Source organism: Celeribacter litoreus (assembly GCF_020165855.1).
GTDB classification, from domain to species: domain Bacteria; phylum Pseudomonadota; class Alphaproteobacteria; order Rhodobacterales; family Rhodobacteraceae; genus Celeribacter; species Celeribacter litoreus.
The window spans coordinates 353372-373030 of record NZ_JAIUFY010000008.1 but is presented as its reverse complement, the minus strand read 5'-3'; the positions used below and the strand labels follow the sequence as shown (position 1 = coordinate 373030).

Sequence of the window (19659 nt, the reverse complement as noted above, 5' to 3'; positions counted from 1 at the left end):
GATGACCAAGACCCGCACATATCTCGACTGGAACGCGACTGCACCGCTGGTGCAGGCGGCGCGTGAGGCGATGATTGCGGCCATGGATGTGGTCGGCAATCCGTCGTCTGTCCATGGTGAGGGCCGTGCGGCCAAGGGGCTGATGGAACGCGCGCGAGCGCAGGTGGCTGAGGCTTTTGGCGCGCAGGGCGCGGATGTTGTGTTTACGTCTGGCTCCACAGAGGGCGCTGCTTTGGCTCTGACCGATCGCAATTTGCATTGCGCAGGCGTTGAGCATGACGCGGTGTCCGCGTGGTGTGAGGTTGATCTGCCGGTTGCGAAGGATGGGGTGGTTACTGTGACAGACCCCGCGCAAAGCACGGTTCAGCTTGCAAATTCCGAGACAGGCATCATTCAGAAGATCCCCGAGGGTTTGGCCGTTTGTGATGCGACGCAAGGCTTCGGCAAGATCCCCGTGGCGTTTAACTGGCTCGGCGCGGATATGGCGCTCATTTCGGCGCACAAGATTGGCGGGCCGAAAGGTGTGGGCGCGCTCGTGCTCAAGCAGGGTCTCGACGTCACCGCCCGCATTCGCGGTGGTGGGCAGGAAATGGGGCGCCGGTCCGGCACCGAGAACCTGATCGGGATCGCCGGATTTGGCGCGGCAGCAGAAGCTGCGAGCAAGGCATTGGCCGACGGGCTGTGGGATGAGGTCGCGGAGAAGCGCGATTATCTCGAAGCAATGTTGGCAGACGGGGTGGAAGACCCCATCTTTGTCGGGCAGGGCGCCAAACGGCTGCCTAACACAATGAACCTGATCACCCCCGGTTGGCGCGGTGAAACACAGGTGATGCAAATGGATTTGGCGGGGTTCGCGGTGTCTGCGGGCTCGGCCTGTTCGTCTGGCAAGGTGAAGGCCTCTTCGGTTCTCACTGCGATGGGATTTGATGCGGATGCTGCAACGAGCGCATTGCGTGTCTCCATCGGGCCGGATGTGACGAAAGAAGAGTTGGAGCGGTTTGCCAAAGCATGGCTTTCCGCGTATGCGCGCTGGAAAAAGCGCGCGGCATAGAGAATTGCGCCGGTTGGCGCGCGAGAAAGAAACATTAGAGGGCCACGAATGGCCCCGCATAGCACGGTAAGGAGTGATCCCATGGTGGATGACGTACAACTGAAGGACCAGGTCAAAGAAGGCGTCGAGGAAGAAACCGTCGCCGCCGTTCAGGCACTGGCCGGGAAGTATAAATACGGCTGGGACACAGAGATCGAGATGGAGTATGCGCCGAAAGGTCTCTCCGAGGACATCGTGCGTCTCATTTCGGCCAAGAACGAAGAGCCAGAATGGATGACCGAATGGCGTCTTGAGGCCTACCGTCGCTGGCTCACCCTCGAAGAGCCGGATTGGGCTATGATCGACTATCCGGAAATCGATTTTCAGGATCAGTATTACTACGCCCGCCCGAAGAGCATGGAGAAAAAGCCGAAGTCTCTCGATGAGGTCGATCCCAAGCTGCTCGCCACCTACGAAAAACTCGGCATCTCTCTGAAAGAACAGATGATCCTCGCCGGTGTCGAAGGTGCGGAAGAAATGGCTGCCGATGGCAACAACTCCGAGCGCAAGGTTGCTGTGGATGCGGTGTTCGACTCCGTCTCCGTTGGCACGACCTTCAAGAAAGAGCTTGAGAAAGCCGGTGTGATCTTCTGTTCCATCTCGGAAGCGATCAAAGAGCATCCGGAACTCGTGAAGAAATACCTCGCTTCTGTGGTGCCGATCTCGGACAACTACTATGCGACGCTGAACTCCGCCGTGTTCTCTGACGGGTCGTTTGTCTACATCCCGCCAAACACACGTTGCCCGATGGAACTGTCCACCTACTTCCGCATCAACGCGGAAAACACCGGTCAGTTCGAGCGCACGCTGATCATCGCGGACAAGGGCTCTTATGTTTCCTACCTCGAGGGCTGTACCGCGCCGCAACGTGACACTGCCCAGCTTCACGCCGCTGTGGTCGAGATCATCATCGAGGAAGACGCCGAGGTGAAATACTCCACCGTTCAGAACTGGTTCCCCGGTGACGAAGAAGGCAAAGGCGGCATCTACAACTTTGTGACCAAGCGCGCGGATTGCCGCGGCGACCGCTCCAAAGTGATGTGGACGCAGGTGGAGACCGGATCGTCCGTGACGTGGAAATACCCGTCCTGCATTCTGCGCGGCAACGAGAGCCAGGGTGAGTTCTACTCCATCGCCATCACCAACAACCATCAGCAGGCCGACACCGGCACGAAGATGATCCACCTCGGCAAAGACACGCGCTCGCGCATCGTCTCCAAAGGCATCTCTGCAGGTGTGGCGCAGAACACCTATCGCGGTCAGGTGTCGATGCACCCGAAGGCGAAGAACTCGCGCAACTACACGCAGTGTGACTCTCTGCTTATCGGCGACAAATGCGGGGCGCACACCGTTCCGTATATCGAAGTGCGCAATAACTCTTCGCGTGTTGAGCACGAGGCCACCACGTCCAAGGTGGACGATGAGCAAATGTTCTACTGCCGCCAGCGGGGCATGGACGAAGAAGAGGCCGTGGCGCTGATCGTCAACGGCTTTGCCAAGGAAGTGCTTCAGGCGCTGCCGATGGAATTCGCCATGGAAGCGCAGCAACTTGTGGCGATCTCGCTTGAGGGGTCCGTGGGCTAATGTCCACGGGGCCGTGGGCGCAATCCGGAGGAGCAAAGATGATCACGACGACGACACCGTCCATCGAAGGACACACGATTAAGACCTACCACGGCATCGTCACAGGCGAAGCGATTATGGGGGCGAACATCGTGCGCGATATCTTTGCGCAGGTCACCGACATCATCGGTGGGCGCTCCGGGGCCTATGAGCAAAAACTAGGCGAGGGGCGCGAGACTGCCCTTCGCGAAATGCGGGAACGCGCGGCCGCTATGGGCGCTGATGCGGTTGTGGGCGTCGATATCGATTACGAAGTGATCGGTCAGATGCTCATGGTGGCCGCGTCCGGCACAGCGGTGTCGTTGGCATAAGGAGCCGTCGTGACCGATTGTATCGCCATACGCACCCATAAATGGGGAGTTGAAGAGGACCGTCTCGTGGCGGCCCTCGCTCCTGTGTTTGGTGATGACATCGTTGTGGCGTTTCACAATCGTCCGGAGGACGTCCAACCGCCGGTGCGCGTGGCGAATTTCAACGACCGGTGGGTGCGCTCGAATAAACTGCGGCCCGTTGGTGACTACGGATGGCGATGTGGTGACTACGCGCTTTACGCAGCGCGGTTGGCCTTTCCGGAGTATGACCGGTATTGGCTCATTGAGCCGGACGTCCTGATCAACGGCGATGTCGCGGCGTTCTTTGCGGAAGCCGCGCAACGCCCCGAAGACGGGCTTGGCGTTGATTTCCGGAAGCAGTCACTCGATGAGAACCGGTTTGTCAAAGGCCTTCCGGCGGGAATGACACCCTACAAAGCGACCTTTGCTCTGACGCGTTTCTCGGGAAAGGCGATTGATTATCTTTTGGAGGCGCGCCGCGCCTATTCAAAGAACACCGCTGTAGGTTTCAATCGTTTTACAAACGATGAAACCTTCTGTTTCTCGCATCTCGCGTCACACACTGATTTCACTGTCGGTGGTCTTGCCGAACAGATGCCGGAATGGTTCAACCGCAAGATGTTTAGCCCGGACCCTGACCGGTTTGACCGTGCGATATTCGCCGAACTCGGCGACGAGAACCAAGTATGCCACCCGGTGCACCCGCTCAGCGAATTTATCGAGGCTGTGAGCAAACGTGTCGCCGTCAACTCTTTCGCGTTTTTTCGGAACATGGGTCCGAGCTTCGCCGAAATGTCTGATGACGAGATCAAGGTCTTCGCGGACCGTGTCGGCGCCCGAATTTACGATGTTGCCCGCAACCTCAAAAACAAGGCCCGCTCATGAGCCGTGCCCTGACAGCACAAGGATACAACAATGCCCTTTGAACTCTTCCCTGTCTTCCTTGGTCAGACGACCGGCGTTGCGCTGGGTGTCTTTGCTGGTCTGTTCATCGGCCTCCTCGTTCGGGCAAAAAGCGGAAAACGCGAGGGGCTCTTCATGAACTCGATCGCGGCAACCGCCTTTCTCGGGTCGGTTGCAGCGTGGGTTCTGTCCGCTCTGATCAAACTCGTGACCTACGGCGGCTAATGTTTCCATGAGTTCCACCCGTCCTCATATCCAGCTGACCCTTCCAAGGTCTTGGAACCGTTCCCCGAAAGGGGCGCGGGTGAGGGTGCTTGATTTTCGCAAAGCTTCGTCGTTAGTCTGTGAGCATTCGAGCATCCATTCAGGGGGCAATGATGGATCAGAAGCAGGAATTCTACGAACGGCTCCATCGCAGTTCGCAGGCACAGACCAAAGGGCCCGCCAAGAAGGGGCCCGCACACACAAAGAACTATGCGCGCAACCAGAGAATCCAGGAGATTATGGAGCGCAATCGCGAGGACGGGATCAGCGGTTCGTCGATCGAGCCGCGTCTCCGGTTGACGCAGGTGGCGTCCTATATTCTCGCCTTCGCCATGGGCGCACTGGCAGCGTTTATCGCGCGTTTTCTGCGTTTCCAGATCGCGGGAACGGCGGAGCAGCTCTCGACGGACATGGATTTGGCGCTCGATATTCTCTTTGCCATTGTTGTGGCGTTCATCCTGCGCGAGGCAGTGTCGCTGTCGGCGGTAAAACGTATGGGCGCGCAGGTGGCGGGCATATTGATTGCGATCGTCACGATGCACAATGTCGTGCACGAAATGCCAAGCACCTTCGCGCGGCTCTTCTCGGAACAATGGGTGGAGCACGTTCTGGAGACAACGGAACCCGGCACGCTGTATTTCCGCGGGCACACCTATCACATCTGAGTTTTGAGACGTATTTCGATGGCGGGTTCGCAAGAATGCCTGCCATCCGCCATGATCTCTCCCCATTGCGCCTGCATGTTTCGGCGTCCAACAACGACGAGTCAGGTGGCGAGAAATATGGGATCTATGAAAGCGTCTCAGCAGGCGGGGTTTGCCGACCGGATCAAGCGGATCGAACGCGGCGGGGCAAACACCAACGGGACAACCTACACCGGAGCTGCCGAGGACGACGCGCGCCGCGCAAAAGCTGCGCGCAAGGTGGACCAGTCGGATCTCGAAAAGCCGGGGCTTGGGACGCTATTGCGTCGCGGCCTTATGTCGGCGCTTCTGAAAGTCTTCGTGCTCGGCGCGGGGCTTGCGCTCTATCTTCTTATCGCGGGCAACTGACACAGGCTGTCACCGCGACGTCACCCATAGGGACGGCACAAACGACCGTCTCCTTCACCTACAATCAAATCGCACATGCGCCTGCCGGGACACGGATCCCGCGCGGGATCTCTTCCGTGAAAGGACAATAATATGTTGGAAATCAAAAACCTCCACGTCAAACTTGAAGAAGAGGACAAGCAAATCCTCAAAGGCGTCAACCTTCAGGTTGGCCCCGGCGAAGTTCACGCCATCATGGGCCCGAACGGCTCTGGTAAATCAACGACGTCCTACGTTCTCTCCGGCCGTGATGGCTATGAGGTGACTGAGGGCGAAGTGCTCCTCGACGATGAAAACATTCTCGAGCTTGAGCCGGAAGAGCGTGCCGCAGCAGGCCTCTTCCTCGCGTTTCAGTATCCGGTCGAAATTCCGGGCGTCTCGAACATGACCTTCCTGCGCACCGCGGTGAACGCACAGCGCAAAGCCCGCGACGAAGAAGAACTGTCCGCAACCGACTTCCTCAAACTCGTTCGTGCGAAAGCAAAGAGCCTGAAGATCGACGCCGACATGCTCAAGCGTCCGGTGAACATGGGCTTCTCCGGCGGTGAGAAAAAGCGCAACGAAATCCTTCAGATGGCGATGCTTGAGCCTAAGCTCTGCATCCTCGACGAAACCGACTCCGGCCTCGACGTGGACGCGATGAAACTCGTCTCCGAAGGTGTGAACGCGCTGCGCGACGGCAAGCGGTCCTTTGTTGTCATCACCCACTACCAACGTCTTCTCGATCACATCAAACCGGACGTCGTTCACATCATGTATGATGGCCGTATCGTGAAGACCGGTGGTCCCGACCTCGCACTCGAAGTCGAAAACAACGGCTATGCGGACATCCTCGCCGAGGTGGAGAACGCCTGATGAAACGGTCTGAACTGAAACAACGCAAGCTGGATGCGACGCAAGCGCGTGTCCTCGACGTGCAGATGCCGGACGGCGCGAGCTGGGCAAAGTCGCTTCGCGAGGACGCGTTGAGCCGTCTTTTGACCATGGGTCTGCCGGCGGCACGCGATGAATACTGGCGCTGGACCCGTCCGGACACTCTGATCTCCGCAGAGGTGCCGAAGGCGGCGACGTTCTCTGCGGACGAAGCTCCGCTGTTCTCCAGCATTGATCGCCTGAAAGTTGTGTTTGTCGATGGTGTGTTTGATGCGGATGCATCTGACGACCTGTCTGGCGAAAATCTCGAGATCATGCGCCTGTCTGACGCGCTCGCGACCGATATCCATTGGGTCCGCGATGCCTATGGCGTGCAGGAGAAAAAGGCGCAGGTGCCGGTGGAACGTCCGATGGCGACGTTCAACACCGCATTTGCCACCGACGGCATTGTGCTGCGTGCGACCGGCAAAGTGTCGCGCCCTGTCTCGCTCATCTATCTCCACCAGGACGACAGCTCCGAGGCTATTCTCCACCACGTGATCCGCGTGGAAGAGGGGGCTGAAGTGACCGTTCTCGAAAACGGTCCGGCGGCTGCACGCTTCAACAAAGTGATGGAAGTGGACGTCGCCGACGGTGCTGCGTTTCACCATGTGCGCGCCCAAGGTCGCGACCACGAGCGCCGCGCTGTGACGCATCTTTTTGCGACTGTTGGCTCCGAGGCGACCTTTAAAAGCTTCACCATGACCGCCAACGGCGTTCTGACCCGCAACGAGGCCTTTATCGACATCATCGGTGACGACAGCGTTGCGCATATTGCGGGCGCCGCCATGGGCGACGGTGATTTTCACCACGATGACACCGTGTTCATCACCCACGATGCAGAGCGCTGCGAAAGCCGTCAGGTTTTCAAAAAGGTGCTGCGCAACGGTGCAAAAGGCGTGTTTCAGGGTAAAATCCTCGTGAAAGAGGGCGCTCAGAAAACGGACGGCTACCAAATTTCTCAGGGTCTGCTGCTCGATGACGACAGCCAGTTCCTCGCGAAGCCGGAGCTTGAAATCTACGCCGACGACGTGGCCTGTTCCCACGGCTCCACCGTAGGCGCGATCGACGAAGAGGCGCTCTTCTACCTGCGGTCTCGCGGTGTCACGACGCCGGAAGCGACTGATCTGCTCGTGATCGCGTTCCTCGCGGAAGCGATCGAGGAAATCGAAAGCCCCGAGATTGTTGAAGATGTGCTTCACCGTTTCGAAGGGTGGCTCCAGCGCCGCCGCAGCTGATGGGTGTCGTGCTGGATATGGCCCAGAGCTACCGCGCACCGCGCGCGGTGCTCAGACGGCGCCTCGGGGCAGAGAACGAGAGCAGCGCTCTTGTGACCCTCATGCTCGCCTGTGGCCTGATTTTCGTGGCACAATGGCCGCGTCTGTCGCGGGTCGCGTTCGAGACGGGGCAGGAGGTTCAGATGCTGATGGGGGCGACCTTGCTCGGGTGGCTCTTCATCATGCCGCTGATCTTTTATGTCCTCGCCGGTGTCGCGGGCTTGGTCCTGCGGGCCATAGGCCGTCCGACGAGCGGGTATGAGGCGCGCATGGCGCTCTTTTGGGGACTCTTGTGTGCGGCACCTCTGTGGCTTCTTTGGGGGCTCACGGCGGGCTTTGTCGGCCCGGGTGCGGCGACCTCTCTCGTGGGCGTTCTGGCGCTCTTTGCATTGATGTTTTTCTGGGGGGTGAACCTCTCGGAAGTGGCCCGAAAAGAAGGCTGACATGTTCGACGTTCAAAAAATCCGATCCGATTTCCCGATCCTGTCGCGCGAGATCAACGGAAACCCGCTCACCTATCTCGATAACGGTGCCTCGGCGCAAAAGCCGCAGGTGGTGATCGATGCAATCACGCAGGCCTATTCTCAGGAATATGCTAACGTGCATAGAGGGTTGCACTACCTTTCTAACCTTGCGACCGACAAGTATGAGAGCGTGCGGGCCAAGGTCGCGCGGTTCCTGAATGCAGGCCATGAGGACGAGATCATTTTCACCTCCGGCACCACGGAGGCGATCAACCTCGTGTCCTATGCCTGGGCTGCGGAGCATCTCTCGGCAGGTGACGAGATCGTTCTCTCTGTGCTCGAACACCACGCCAATATTGTGCCGTGGCACTTCCTGCGCGAACGTCAGGGTGTCGTGCTCAAGTGGGTCGAGTGTGGCGCTGACGGATCGCTCGATCCGCAGGCGGTGATTGACGCGATGGGGCCGAAAACCAAACTCGTAGCGATCACGCAGATGTCGAACGTCACTGGCACCCGTGTCGATGTAAAGGCGATCTGTGCTGCCGCGCGCGAACGCGGGATTGCGTCGCTTGTGGACGGGTCTCAGGGTGCGGTGCATGGTCCGGTGGATGTTCAGGACATCGGGTGCGACTTCTATCCGATCACGGGGCACAAGCTCTACGGTCCGTCCGGCTCCGGCGCGATCTACATCCGTTCGGAACGTCAGGCCGAGATGCGTCCGTTCCTCGGTGGTGGTGACATGATCGACACTGTGACCCGCGACGCCATTACCTACGCCAAGCCGCCGCTCAAGTTCGAGGCCGGCACGCCGGGTATCGTTCAAACGATCGGGATGGGCGTTGCGCTCGATTACCTCATGGACATCGGGATGGAGAACATCGCGGCGCATGAGGCGACGCTTGCGGCCTATGCGGCAGACCGGCTTCAGAACCTCAACTGGCTGTCGGTTCAGGGGACCACCGCGGATAAAGGCGCGATTTTCTCCTTTACCATGGAAGGCGCGCACCCCCACGATATTTCCACCGTTCTCGACAAAAAGGGCGTGGCCGTGCGGGCAGGGAGCCATTGTGCCATGCCGCTCATGGAGCACCTCGGGGTGACGGCAACCTGCCGGGCGTCTTTTGCCATGTATAACACGACGGACGAAGTTGACCGCCTGATCGATGCTCTCGAACTTTGCCGCGAGTTTTTCGGATAATCATCCTTTGGGCGGGGCGTGGAAAACAGTTTGCACGCCCCGCAGCCATCGCCTATAGACAGGCGCATGCGCACCTTTAGCTCAGCTGGATAGAGCGCTGCCCTCCGAAGGCAGAGGCCAGAGGTTCGAATCCTCTAAGGTGCGCCATTTTCCAAACTCCCTGATATCAGCAAAACCCCTAGGGTTGCGCACGCTCGGCGCTATGTTGTTCTCTGCATTTGGAATGCGGACGCAGCATAAACACGTGGCGCATATTTCAGCTCACTGTGTATTTTTTTAACAGTTCCCACTCCGATTCTTTCGTCCATTTTGTGCGCTAGCGCAAACATCTCTGAAATGCCTTTATTTGCGCAACACGGCGTTGCGCTGCGTGCCGGAGCAAATGTTGCGCGTCTAAGGCGCAGAAACATATTGTTTTTTTCAAGTTAAGGTGCTGGGCTGAGGGGAGGGAATGCTTCAAAAGTGTGGCAGGTTAACCATAAATAAAAGGTAATGTTGCCTTACTTTTGCCATTTGTGTCAGGCCATGATTAGGATGAGGAAATACTAATCTATGTGGCGCGAATGTGTTGGTTCCGGGTTCACGTGTTTCCATGCGCCGCTAAACCTTTGGAGCGGAAATATTGACGTCCATTTCCACGGCAGGGCAACCTCAAGTTGTTTTCCCCGGCTCATTCGCTGCGATGAGATCTATTAAGGAGCAACAAGAGGAGATCCGTGATGTCTTGACGGACATCTCGCAACTTTCTGATGCCTTTTCCTCACTCAAAGCCGCTGAAACACTCACTCGGATCGAGCAATACCGTCCGAAGATCGCGATCTTCGGTCGTTCCGGTGTCGGGAAGACATCGCTCGTGAATGCCATGTCCGGTCGTCCGGGGCTTTTGCCTGTGGGTGAGGGCAGTTCGACAGCCATCCCCGTGAACGTGTGTTTGAACATTCGGTCCGGTGCGGATGATGTCCCCGCGAAAGTTCAGTATTTCTCCGGAAAAGACTGGGATCGCCTAGCTCGCAGTGCAGACCAGATCGGTCGTCGTAGCCAGCGCGAGGATCTTCGGTTCGAGACCGCACAGATCATGAAGGACGTTAAAGACAATTGGGTTGCGGAGTCCGTTTCGGAGGTCCGTCCCGAGCGTGTTTACCAAAGCCGCAAAGACAAAGCGTTCTACGACGAGATCGTTCTCGGCGGTGCGGCTCAGCACGAAAACCGCCATCCGGTCGAGGCAGATATCTACCTTTCGGCGCCTTGGGTTCCGTGGCGCCTCGCGCTCGTCGACACACCCGGCCTATCAAATGACCCGATTGGCGAGCGCCTTTCCGTGACCATGATGCGGAGTGCCCAAACGAGCGTTCTCATCACGACGGCTCAGGATTTGCTCACGTCGGTTGACATCGCGTGTCTGAAGATTCTGCGGTCTCCGTCACGGATGGTCTTCTTGTTCGTGAACTGTTCCGAGAATGTCGATACCGCCGCGCTCGAAGAGACGCTTCGGTCGCAGCTTGAAGAGGCGGGTCTCGACAAAACCCTTCCGATTTACTTCGGCAGCATCGGCTGCGAGTCCGCTGCCCAGACTGAGGACACCGAACTCTCTGCCGTTCTCAACGACGCGGTGCAAGGTGATCTGAGCAACGGGGTAGCCGATCTCGTTAAGGCGCTCGTTGATGATGTTGTGGAGCGTCAGGGTGAGAAATTCGTCGAGAACCTGATGAAAGACTGCACTGCGATCCTGACCGCGCTTGAAGATGGTCGTGAGTCCCGTGAGTCCGGTGCGAAGGTCGATTTCGATGAGCTCGACAAGTTTTTCAATCATCTTTTCCTGCGCTTGCGTGCCGACTTTACAGTTGAGATGGAAGAGCGCCGTGACGAGTTCACAAAGATGGTTGCCGATTATTCCGAGCGCTATGCGACCGCCCTCGTCGATGCGCATATGACTGATGAAGTCAGCCGCAAAGAGCCGATCAAATTCATCAAATCGTTTGATCCCTTCTATATGCGGGTGTCTGCGCTCACGGGCTGGTTCAATGCTGCTGCCTTCCGGAGCCTCAAGAACGTTGCGGGCAAGTTCGAGCGTGAGCTCGACGTGTTCCTCGAAGCCGCCGACAGTGCGAATGCCTGCACCTTTGATCTAAAAGTGCCGCCCGTTGCTGCGCTTGAACGTGCTCCGACCAATGGCACCGAGATCATGCTGACTGTTCCATCGTCTTGCGTGCGCCCATGGCTGAGCAAGAAGAAAAAGGCGGAACGCCTCCAGAAGTTCCTCGAAACCGAGGCAAACAAGCACGTCCGTAAGATGACCATTGGTCTTCGTGGCGGTGCGCTGAGCTTTGGGATGGAAGAGGCAGAGCGTGCGCTTGAAGCTTATCTCGAGCAGGCGAAGCGCCATGTTCTCGATCAGATTGGGGCCGATTGGTCCGGGTATGATGAGACCGGTGAGTTCTCTGAGGTGAGGGCCGCTGGATGAGCGAATTGAAGATTAAGACGAAACATCGAAGGCACGTTTGAACATCAGCCCTTCTTCTTATTGAGCCGCAACAGAGCGCACAGAGTAGCCTCGGGAATTCATGGCTCCACCGTATAAAGGTTAGAAAACCAATGTTTGAGATCCAACCCATCGGTCAGAATACGGAAGCCCGTATCGGGGACCTCGCGTCTCTCGTGTATTCCGTGGCGCTCAAGAACAACGAGATCACGGAATTCAACGAGATACTCGAAAAAGCTGTAAAGCTCCTGAGCGAGACGGGCACGACCGTGAGTGTCGTTGGTCAGGTGAAGTCGGGTAAAAGTTCTTTGATCAACGCGATCTCCGGTCTGGGTGATTTTCTCCCGACCGAGGTGAACCCCTGGACCGCCGTCATCACCAACCTCCATTTCGGCCATCCGGACAAACCGGATGCCGGTGCTGTATTCGAACTCTTCAGTGAAGAAGAGTGGAAACAGATGATCGAGGGCGACAAAGAAAGCCGTGAGCTCGCAGAGCAGCTGTTGCCTGGCTTCAAATCCGAAGTTCTCGAACAGCAAATTCGCGACATGCAGGAGAGCGCAAAGAAACGTCTCGGGTCGCTCTACCACCTGCTTCTTGGCAAAAAGCACCGCTTTAGCGAAGTGACACCGGAAATTCTCGAACGCTACGTTTCCGCCGGTTATGGCGATGTGGACGTGGATGAGAAAAGCGCTGGCCGCTTCTCCGGTATCACGAAAGCGGCAGACGTGTTCCTCCCGCCAGAGGCCTTCCGCGTTCCCGTCACTCTGTCTGATACGCCCGGCATCAACGACCCGTTCCTCGTTCGCGACGCTCTGACGACCTCCAGCTTCAAAGAAGCGGATGTCTTCATCTCTGCGATCTCCGTGCACCAGCCACTCGGGCCGGCGGACGTTGCGCTCCTGAAAATGCTGGCGACGCACACGACGAAGAAAACCATCGTTTACGTCAACCGGATCGACGAACTCGAAGATCCGTCGCTCGTCGAGAAAGAGCTTTTGCCGGCGTTGCAGAAACGACTGTCTGATGAGTTGAAGAAGTCCAACATCATCTTGATGACTGGGAGTGCATACTGGGGTCGCCTTGCTGCGACTGGTTCGGATGAGGATGTGGCGAAGGCGCTTGAGTCGACGTCTTACAAGAACTACATGGCCGCAACCGGTGGCGAGGACATGTCTCTGTCTCCGCGCGCGCGTCTCTATCGCGCATCCGGCATGCCCGAGCTTGCCAACTGTATCTCCAGCCTGATCGAAGAAGGTCCGATCGACGGCGCGATCCGGAAGGCCGCGACGGAGATCTACGCAGCGTTCGAGCTCTTGGTGAACATTCTGAACGAGCGTGCAGAGCGTGAAGGTCGCAACCTTGTTGACGCGAACGACATCCCGCAAATTGCTGATATGGAACGCAAACGCATTGGTGCGCGTCTCGAGCAGATTGAAGGCGCTCTCGTCGAACTGCAGGCAATTCAGGATCAGGCGCATGCCGAAATCCTGAAGAACGGCGAAAACGTCAATGGCCGTATCCAGACCGCAATCGATGTCGCGATCTCCGAATTCGTGGACATGCAGGCAGATGAACTGCGTGACGCGTTTGACGACGGCAATGCCGATGGCTCCTGGATTGTGAACATCGAGCCGTTCTGCCGTCGCGTCGAGTTGCAAGTGTCGAAAGCCTACCAGCTTGGTCGCGCGCACGTCGATATGACGCTGGAGCGCCATGCTGATCAGATGAACGAACGTGTGGCTCCCTTTGTGGGTGAAATGTCGCTTGGTGGTCTTCTGCGGAATATGCCCTTCGATATGGTGTTCCCGAGCTTCAAACCGCGCTCTCTGCTCATCGAGATGGAATTCAAAGTCGATCGTGGCTGGAAGTTCTGGCAGAAGAAGAGCATGAGCGCTGAAGAGGCTGCTGAGCGTCTGAAGCGTATGGTGTCCTCCGAGGTGAAGTCTGCAGAAGCTGAGCTCCGCGCAACTGCCGTTGATGCGATCGCGAAACGGAACGCAGAGGGGATGCAGCGTCTTCAGAGCATCCTGCATACGGCATCGAACCTTCTCGGGTCCGAAGGTCGTGCACTTGCGACCGATTTGGAAAAGCTGAACAAGGGCGATGCGCGTGAGCGTGTAAAACAGATCTACGACGAGCGTAACGCGCGTGCGCAGTGGTTTGTTGAATGTGCTGAGGAAATCGAAGCAGCGAAATCGACTTTGGCCCGTCAGTTCCCGGAAACACTTTCGGGTAAAACAGTGGCTCGCCTTAAGCAGGAAAGCGTGACTACAATCAGGTCGAGAGAGACCTGAGTCTTTTGATGTTGTGGACAGTTGACTAATGGTAAGTGTTCTTAAGCGTGAATTTACAATGGACGAGAGAAATCCCGTCCGTGTGGCGGTTGTCGGGGAGTTCAATTCCGGTAAATCCGCGCTTGTGAATCTGCTCCTTCGCCGGAATCTTCTCGAAAGCACGCTGGAGCCGTCGAATGTTCCGCCGCTGCATGTAGAGTTGCTCGATACAGATCAATTGCAGGGGACGACGTCGCTGTCGGTCCGTGGCGGATCTGATTGGGAAAAGGTTTCGGCGATGCCGATCCGGGTTACGCAAATGCGTGAGACGGACGAAGTGTCGACTGTCGCTCCGACTGCAGATTTTTCGGATGTCGTGCTGACCGAAGTTTCGGTGAGTGAAAACGGCACGCTGACGGATCAGGCGGCCGCTGCAATTGATGAGGCCGATTTTATTATCTGGTGCACGATGGCGCAGCGCGCGTGGTGCCTCAGCGAAATCCACATCATCGAAGGGATCCGCCGCGACATCCTCGACAAATCGATCTTGGTGATCAATCGGGCAGACTATCTCGATGAAGCCGCTCGCTCGCGCGTTGTTGCGCGGGTGGGGGATTTGTCTTCTGAATTCTTCAAGCAGCTTGTGCTCGTCGACACGAGCGCGCGCGTTATCAAAGGCGCGTCGGATGACGATGTCTGGGAGACCGCGGGCGGTGCGAAACTGTTCGATCTCGTCCAGAAGCGGATTGTCGAGATTCGGGAGGGGTATGAGCCGGCCCCAACAATTCAGGCCGTTCCGTCTGCCCCGATTGCTCAAGTTGTTCCGGCACCTGAGACTGAGCCAGCGCCCGCACCGGTGCAGGCCGCTCCCGAAGTGGCACGACCGGCACCTGCCGCACATAAACCCTATATCCTCAAAGACGCGCCCGCCATCGCCCACGCCTGGGCCGAGGAATTCCGCGTCATTCAGGAACTTTATGCCGATGTGAAACATGTTCCTGCGGGAACACTTCACACCGAGATCAAAGCGCGCCTAGATGGAATTATCTCTGTCATTCCATCACATACGGCCATATACTTGCCATTGGCGCGTAGCTTTAAAAAGGCGCAACGCCTTTTGTCCAACCGTGAGGCCGACGACATGATTGCCGTCATCCTCGCCTTAGAATTACGAGATCGGTTCTGTTTCTCGTATCTTCCCCACAAAACCCCATAAAAACTGACAAAATACGTAAAGGAACGCAAATGTCGCTTGATAAAGCTCTTCAGGAAGCTATGAAATCCATCCCTGACTGCCTCGCAGGTGGTTATGTTGACATGTCCTCCGGGATGCTTCTCGCTGTGAAGACGCTCGACTCCCACCCGCAAGAAGTGCTCGACATGGTTGCAGCAGCTACCGCAGACCTCTTTGACGGCCCGACCGTGCGCCACATCGAGAACTCCTTCAACAAGTCTCGCGGCAACCCGGCTGACAAGCACTACTACTTCCAGGAATTCCTCGTGTTCTCCGAGAACCTCCTGCACGTGTTCATGCGTTCCAAAAAATACCCTGAGCACGCAATTTGCTTCGTCTGCAACAAGAGCGCGAACGTTGGCATGGTTCTCGCAAAGTCCCGTATGGCCGTTGCACCGCTCGCAGACGCTCTCTGAGTTTCTGAATGAAAATTTTCGGCGGGCGTCCTTGATGCCCGCCGAAACGTCCTATGATGGGTTAAGATGACTACGCTGGTCGCTGTTCCTGATGTGCTTGGGTCCTCTCTCGGGGCCACGGTGCGTCATCACATAGACGGGACTCTCCCTGCGGAAGAAAAGCTCAAAGTGCTTATGCAATCCGTTGGAAGATCCGTTCTCCCTCAGGTAATCTGGGTGGTGGGGACCAACGGTCGGCTGGGCATCATTGCAGCAGGTCAACGCGTGGTCGGGCTTCGGTATGATGATGCCGATGAAACGATGCCTTCAGAAGAGAAGACTGTTTTGACTTCAAACAAGGATAAACCCGGTTTTGCAGCAAAGTTGCGAGGCCAGATTCTCGACTTTCTCAATCATTCCAGCGACCTGAAGCAGGAGTTCGAGGATTACGAGGATGATATTGGCAGCGAAGACGGGTTTTCCGTTGACGCCGTTCTTGGGACGAAGTCTGACTCTGAACCTCTGGTGCTCACACAGGATCAGGTGGTTCCGATCTCATCGGCGGCGGCTGCGCCTAACGAAGAACCGAGTGACGTGACTGAACCACTCGATTCTGACGACCCACAGATGGCTTTGCTCCAACATCTCCATAAGAAGATGGGCGGGCATATCATTGGGGTCTGGAACCCTGTTGATCCGAGCGAGGATTCTCTCGGCCTGTCGATCGGTGGGCAAAAAGATGAACGAAGTGAATTCAGACCGGCGCACATCGGTCGCTTTTTGATGGATGTGTTGAAGGACTGATGTCTGTTTCTGGAATCGAACTCTCTGGATTGAACGTCTACACCGTGGACCGGACAATCCTGTCGGATGTTTCGCTCAATCTGCCGGAACGCGGTCTTGTCGGATTCATTGGTCCGATGGGCAGTGGAAAGTCCACATTGTTCCGCTTTCTTGCGGGGCATCTCGAGCATTACAACCTCACAGCAGATTTTTTGAAAGCGGATTGCAAAGGTGCGCCGCTTGGTGCCGAAAATCGTGTTGCCCTGTTCGCACAGCGACCGCGCGAGGCTGCAAACGATGCGGAAAGTTCTCGCGATCTTGCGAATTTCCGACTGTCGCTTCTCAAAGATTACATTCAGGTTCCGGGACAGGTGCTTTGCGTCGATGAGCCGACCGCAGGTCTCTGGGACGACGAGTGCAGCGAGATGATGGCCGTTCTTCTGGAGCTGGCAAAAGAACGTCTGGTCCTGATGGCAACCCATCAGATGAACCTGATTTCATCTTCTTGGTCCGGCGTTATCCTTCTTGGGGCAGGGCGTGTTCTCGCGCATTGCAATGCGGCCGCTTTCTTGTCCGGCGACTCAGGTCCGGAGATTGAGCATTTCCGTAAAACGAACGGCCTCATCATCGCGCGTGAAGATGCTGAAATTCATGCACTTGATCCGAGCCTTCGTGGCCTTCCGGACGGTATTGGCGAGAATATCCTTCCCCCTGGGAATTGCGGGTGGATTATTCCGAATAAATTCTGGTATGCCGATGAGAGTGAGTGCGTATGTTGCCTCTGGCAAGCGGACACGGAATATGAGCTGACAGACCGTTGTCTGAAGCGCACATCCGGAACCGCGACCCTCATGGCTGACGCACCGTTGGATGACGAGTCGATCATTACGATCGCAAAAGACATCGCAGATGAGATCGCGAAGAAACACACGGTCCTTCTGAGAAATCGACGAATGAGTGAGTTCGCCCCGCGCTTGTTGGGAGCTTTGTTAGTGTGTCTGGGTGTTGCGCCGGACAAAGCCGGTGAGGCTGTGAACCAGAAGAGCAGTTTGGCGGATCTCGGGATCGAGCCGTTCTTGTGGGATCTGGACCTGCGCCTTGCGATGGAACTGAACTGAAAAGATTTTTTGAGGATTTTTCCGTGTTTCGAAACTATGCACGTCCGTCCTTCCTGTCCTCTTATTATGGCCCGCGCGATTTTGAGTGGCTGGAGCAAGGTCTGCTCGCCGGTTGTCCGCAACCTGGTTTGCTTCAGGATCCAGCTTTGGATCTTGAGGCGTTGTCCCGCGTTGGAATCAAGGTTCTCGTGACCCTCACCGAAGAAAAAGAGCCGCTAACCGAAGCCATCGAAGGGCATGGCCTCAAGAGCATCTATCTCCCGATCCCTGACCAATGTGCCCCGAGCGCAGATGAAGCGCGCGCGCTGTGCGAACAGGTGGACGGGCTGTTGAAAGAGGGGATGCCGACTGCGTTCCATTGTCGGGCAGGGAAGGGGCGGACAGGGACGCTTTTGGCCTGCATGCTCATTTACAAAGGGGCCTCGAACGAGGACGCCATCAGTCTGACAAAGCGCCGCAATCCGGTCTGGATCGAGAGTGAAGAGCAGATGGAGTTCCTGCGCACTCTCAAATGGGGTGCGCCACGTCGCCGGTCCTTTATGGAAGAGCGCTACGGGATCCCGAGCCTGCTCGGCTAAATCTGTCTGACATTCAAACAGAAAAACGCGCAGAGGTTCGTCTGCGCGTTCTTTTTTTTCGAATGTATTGGATCTTCACTGTCCAACAGGCCCGTCCGGAAAGTCGACGGATAGCCCTTCCGCGCGGCGGCAATAGGTGGCCTCTGCACAGAGATAGGGGACGCTGATCATCACGCGCGTCACCGCACCTGCATCGTAGAACTTTGCCTCTTGGCGCAGCCGATCTTTTGCCTGTTCTTCGGTCGGCGGCGTCATTCCCCCTTGCGGACCCGAAACGATAAGCGTCAGAGGCTTGATCATTCGAAAGCGTTGGCCGTTGATGATATCGCCTTCAGTGATCACAACTTCTCCGGCGGGTGTAATCGGCTCGCTGCAAGCGGCCAAAGTGAGGGCGAGACAGCCAAGTGCGATAGCACGTTTCATATGCGGGTCCTCTGAAATGAGATGCGGGTGTTGTTTCAAGTGCTAACACCCAGTCCACGCGACGGTAAAGCCCGGGAACGCAGGTCAACGCCAAACGCGCGACAGACAAACAAAAACCGCCTCGTTGGGCGGCTTTTGCGACTGCTCTTTGTCTAAATCTGGGGAGGCGCCGATTATCCGCGCCAAGTGCGAACCGGGCCGCAATCCATGTGCACAAAGTTGGAGCCGAAGTAGCGTCCGACGCCACCTGCGGAACAGGATTGTGCGGCTTGTGCCATCTGGCTCACAGAACGGGATTTAAGGCGCAGGTCTGCGGCCTGGCCCTGCATGTGGAGAGAGTTCTTCGCGACACCCGAAGACCGGGAGCGCAGCATCGCATTGGTTTCCGGAGAGCGGTAGCCGGAGAGAAGCATATAGGGCTCATCCACATCCATCAGGCGGTGCGAAGCGGCCATGATATCGACGGTACGTGCGTCGATCGATTTCATCTTGGAATTGCGCCAGTCGCGCATGAAGTAAGTGACTTCTTTCAGGGCTTCGGGGATGTATTTGCCTTCGACCCAATAGATGGTGTCAAGGCTCTCACCCGTGCGTCCCGAATACATGCGAATGCGGCGAACGTCGCCGGAACCACGCAGGAACCCTGCGGCGTTTGCATAGACTGGTGCTGCGCTGATCGCTGTGGCTGCAAAACCGCGGAGTAGTCCACGGCGCGTGATGGCGCTCAATGCGTCTTTGGTCATTTTCTCAAAGCGTCCCGTCGCTTACCTGTTCCCGCCTCGTGCGGCTTTGTTTTGCGCCGCTTCCTGCGGCATTCTTAACCTGTCTTGTCGCCCGCTCCATGATCGAAATCAGGTCGTGACGTGGCGCATTCCTTGATGCCGTCTTACTGTTCCGAACCCAGGCCCCGGTCAGTCGCCGTTTCTTTGTCCCCGAAACATCACATCTGTGTGATGCTTGAACCCAAATTTGGCGTTTTTTCGGAGTGTTCTGACTGAACGCCAACCGAAAAACCGTATGGAACCTAGTTCATGTGCTTGCGAACCATTCCCTGTCGCATCCCCTCAGATGCGATGCCTGTTTTATGACATATGTTGATTCTACGTCCAAGAGCCCTGTTGGTCGCAGAAGGCTACTGATGAGAAAATCGGCAGTTTTTTGCGCAATCTGGTCAGGTTAACCCTACCAAATCCCTAGAATTGGGCATTTTTCTACCATG

20 protein-coding genes and 1 tRNA gene are annotated in these 19659 nt (G+C 56.8%); 19 read left to right on the top strand and 2 right to left on the bottom strand.

Features of this window, described 5'->3' with window-relative positions; translation table 11 throughout:
• The first annotated feature begins 1 nt into the window (after nt 1).
• The 19 genes from LA304_RS10340 to LA304_RS10250 all read left to right on the top strand — a co-directional run bounded on the left by LA304_RS10340 (nt 2) and on the right by LA304_RS10250 (nt 18017).
• Complete coding sequence (locus LA304_RS10340; RefSeq protein ID WP_224503058.1) at nt 2–1051, top strand: cysteine desulfurase family protein; 1050 nt, start codon at nt 2–4, stop codon at nt 1049–1051.
• A gap of 81 nt (nt 1052–1132) precedes the next feature.
• Nucleotides 1133–2674, top strand: a complete 1542-nt coding sequence (gene sufB / locus LA304_RS10335) for a Fe-S cluster assembly protein SufB (RefSeq protein WP_224503057.1) — start codon at nt 1133–1135, stop codon at nt 2672–2674.
• 38 nt (nt 2675–2712) lie between these two features.
• Nucleotides 2713–3024: a YbjQ family protein gene (locus tag LA304_RS10330; RefSeq protein WP_224503056.1), complete on the top strand. Its 312-nt coding sequence runs from the start codon at nt 2713–2715 to the stop codon at nt 3022–3024.
• A gap of 9 nt (nt 3025–3033) precedes the next feature.
• The gene (locus tag LA304_RS10325) at nt 3034–3930 is read left to right on the top strand and encodes a component of SufBCD complex (RefSeq protein WP_224503055.1); all 897 of its coding nucleotides are present in this window, start codon (nt 3034–3036) and stop codon (nt 3928–3930) included.
• A gap of 30 nt (nt 3931–3960) precedes the next feature.
• Complete coding sequence (locus tag LA304_RS10320; RefSeq protein ID WP_224503054.1) at nt 3961–4173, top strand: hypothetical protein; 213 nt, start codon at nt 3961–3963, stop codon at nt 4171–4173.
• 152 nt (nt 4174–4325) lie between these two features.
• Nucleotides 4326–4877: a hypothetical protein gene (locus LA304_RS10315; RefSeq protein ID WP_224503053.1), complete on the top strand. Its 552-nt coding sequence runs from the start codon at nt 4326–4328 to the stop codon at nt 4875–4877.
• Between the two features lie 117 nt (nt 4878–4994).
• Complete coding sequence (locus tag LA304_RS10310) at nt 4995–5264, top strand: hypothetical protein (protein WP_224503052.1); 270 nt, start codon at nt 4995–4997, stop codon at nt 5262–5264.
• Nucleotides 5265–5396: 132 nt separating this feature from the next.
• Nucleotides 5397–6158 carry a Fe-S cluster assembly ATPase SufC gene (gene sufC, locus LA304_RS10305; RefSeq protein ID WP_224503051.1) on the top strand — a complete coding sequence of 254 codons (762 nt, stop codon included), beginning with the start codon at nt 5397–5399 and terminating at the stop codon, nt 6156–6158.
• Nucleotides 6158–7453 carry a Fe-S cluster assembly protein SufD gene (gene sufD, locus LA304_RS10300; RefSeq protein WP_224503050.1) on the top strand — a complete coding sequence of 432 codons (1296 nt, stop codon included), beginning with the start codon at nt 6158–6160 and terminating at the stop codon, nt 7451–7453. Before sufC ends, sufD begins: the two co-directional genes overlap by 1 nt.
• Nucleotides 7453–7935 (top strand): YIP1 family protein, encoded by a 483-nt coding sequence (locus LA304_RS10295; RefSeq protein ID WP_224503049.1) that lies wholly within the window; start codon nt 7453–7455, stop codon nt 7933–7935. The genes sufD and LA304_RS10295 overlap by 1 nt, the downstream gene beginning before the upstream one ends.
• 1 nt (nt 7936) lies before the next feature.
• Entirely contained in the window at nt 7937–9154 is a 1218-nt protein-coding gene (locus LA304_RS10290) for a cysteine desulfurase (protein WP_224503048.1), read from the top strand.
• 70 nt (nt 9155–9224) lie between these two features.
• A tRNA-Arg gene (locus tag LA304_RS10285) sits at nt 9225–9301 on the top strand.
• Nucleotides 9302–9878: 577 nt separating this feature from the next.
• A complete protein-coding gene (locus tag LA304_RS10280) occupies nt 9879–11615 on the top strand; it encodes a dynamin family protein (RefSeq protein WP_224503047.1) in 1737 nt (578 codons plus the stop codon).
• A 131-nt stretch (nt 11616–11746) separates the two neighbouring features.
• On the top strand, nt 11747–13930 hold the full coding sequence (locus LA304_RS10275; protein ID WP_224503046.1) for a dynamin family protein: 2184 nt from the start codon (nt 11747–11749) through the stop codon (nt 13928–13930).
• A gap of 58 nt (nt 13931–13988) precedes the next feature.
• Nucleotides 13989–15125, top strand: a complete 1137-nt coding sequence (locus LA304_RS10270; protein WP_224503045.1) for a dynamin family protein — start codon at nt 13989–13991, stop codon at nt 15123–15125.
• A 29-nt stretch (nt 15126–15154) separates the two neighbouring features.
• Complete coding sequence (locus tag LA304_RS10265; RefSeq protein ID WP_224503044.1) at nt 15155–15559, top strand: hypothetical protein; 405 nt, start codon at nt 15155–15157, stop codon at nt 15557–15559.
• Nucleotides 15560–15625: 66 nt separating this feature from the next.
• Complete coding sequence (locus LA304_RS10260; protein WP_224503043.1) at nt 15626–16342, top strand: hypothetical protein; 717 nt, start codon at nt 15626–15628, stop codon at nt 16340–16342.
• Nucleotides 16342–17439 (top strand): ATP-binding cassette domain-containing protein, encoded by a 1098-nt coding sequence (locus tag LA304_RS10255; RefSeq protein WP_224503042.1) that lies wholly within the window; start codon nt 16342–16344, stop codon nt 17437–17439. Before LA304_RS10260 ends, LA304_RS10255 begins: the two co-directional genes overlap by 1 nt.
• Before the next feature lie 23 nt (nt 17440–17462).
• On the top strand, nt 17463–18017 hold the full coding sequence (locus LA304_RS10250; protein ID WP_224503041.1) for a protein-tyrosine phosphatase family protein: 555 nt from the start codon (nt 17463–17465) through the stop codon (nt 18015–18017).
• Between the two features lie 75 nt (nt 18018–18092).
• On the opposite strand, the gene LA304_RS10245 is transcribed toward LA304_RS10250, so the two are convergent.
• Both LA304_RS10245 and LA304_RS10240 read right to left on the bottom strand, forming a co-directional pair.
• Nucleotides 18093–18440 carry a hypothetical protein gene (locus LA304_RS10245; protein WP_224503040.1) on the bottom strand — a complete coding sequence of 116 codons (348 nt, stop codon included), beginning with the start codon at nt 18438–18440 and terminating at the stop codon, nt 18093–18095.
• A 173-nt stretch (nt 18441–18613) separates the two neighbouring features.
• A complete protein-coding gene (locus LA304_RS10240; RefSeq protein WP_224503039.1) occupies nt 18614–19183 on the bottom strand; it encodes a YcbK family protein in 570 nt (189 codons plus the stop codon).
• Between the last annotated feature and the right edge of the window lie 476 nt (nt 19184–19659).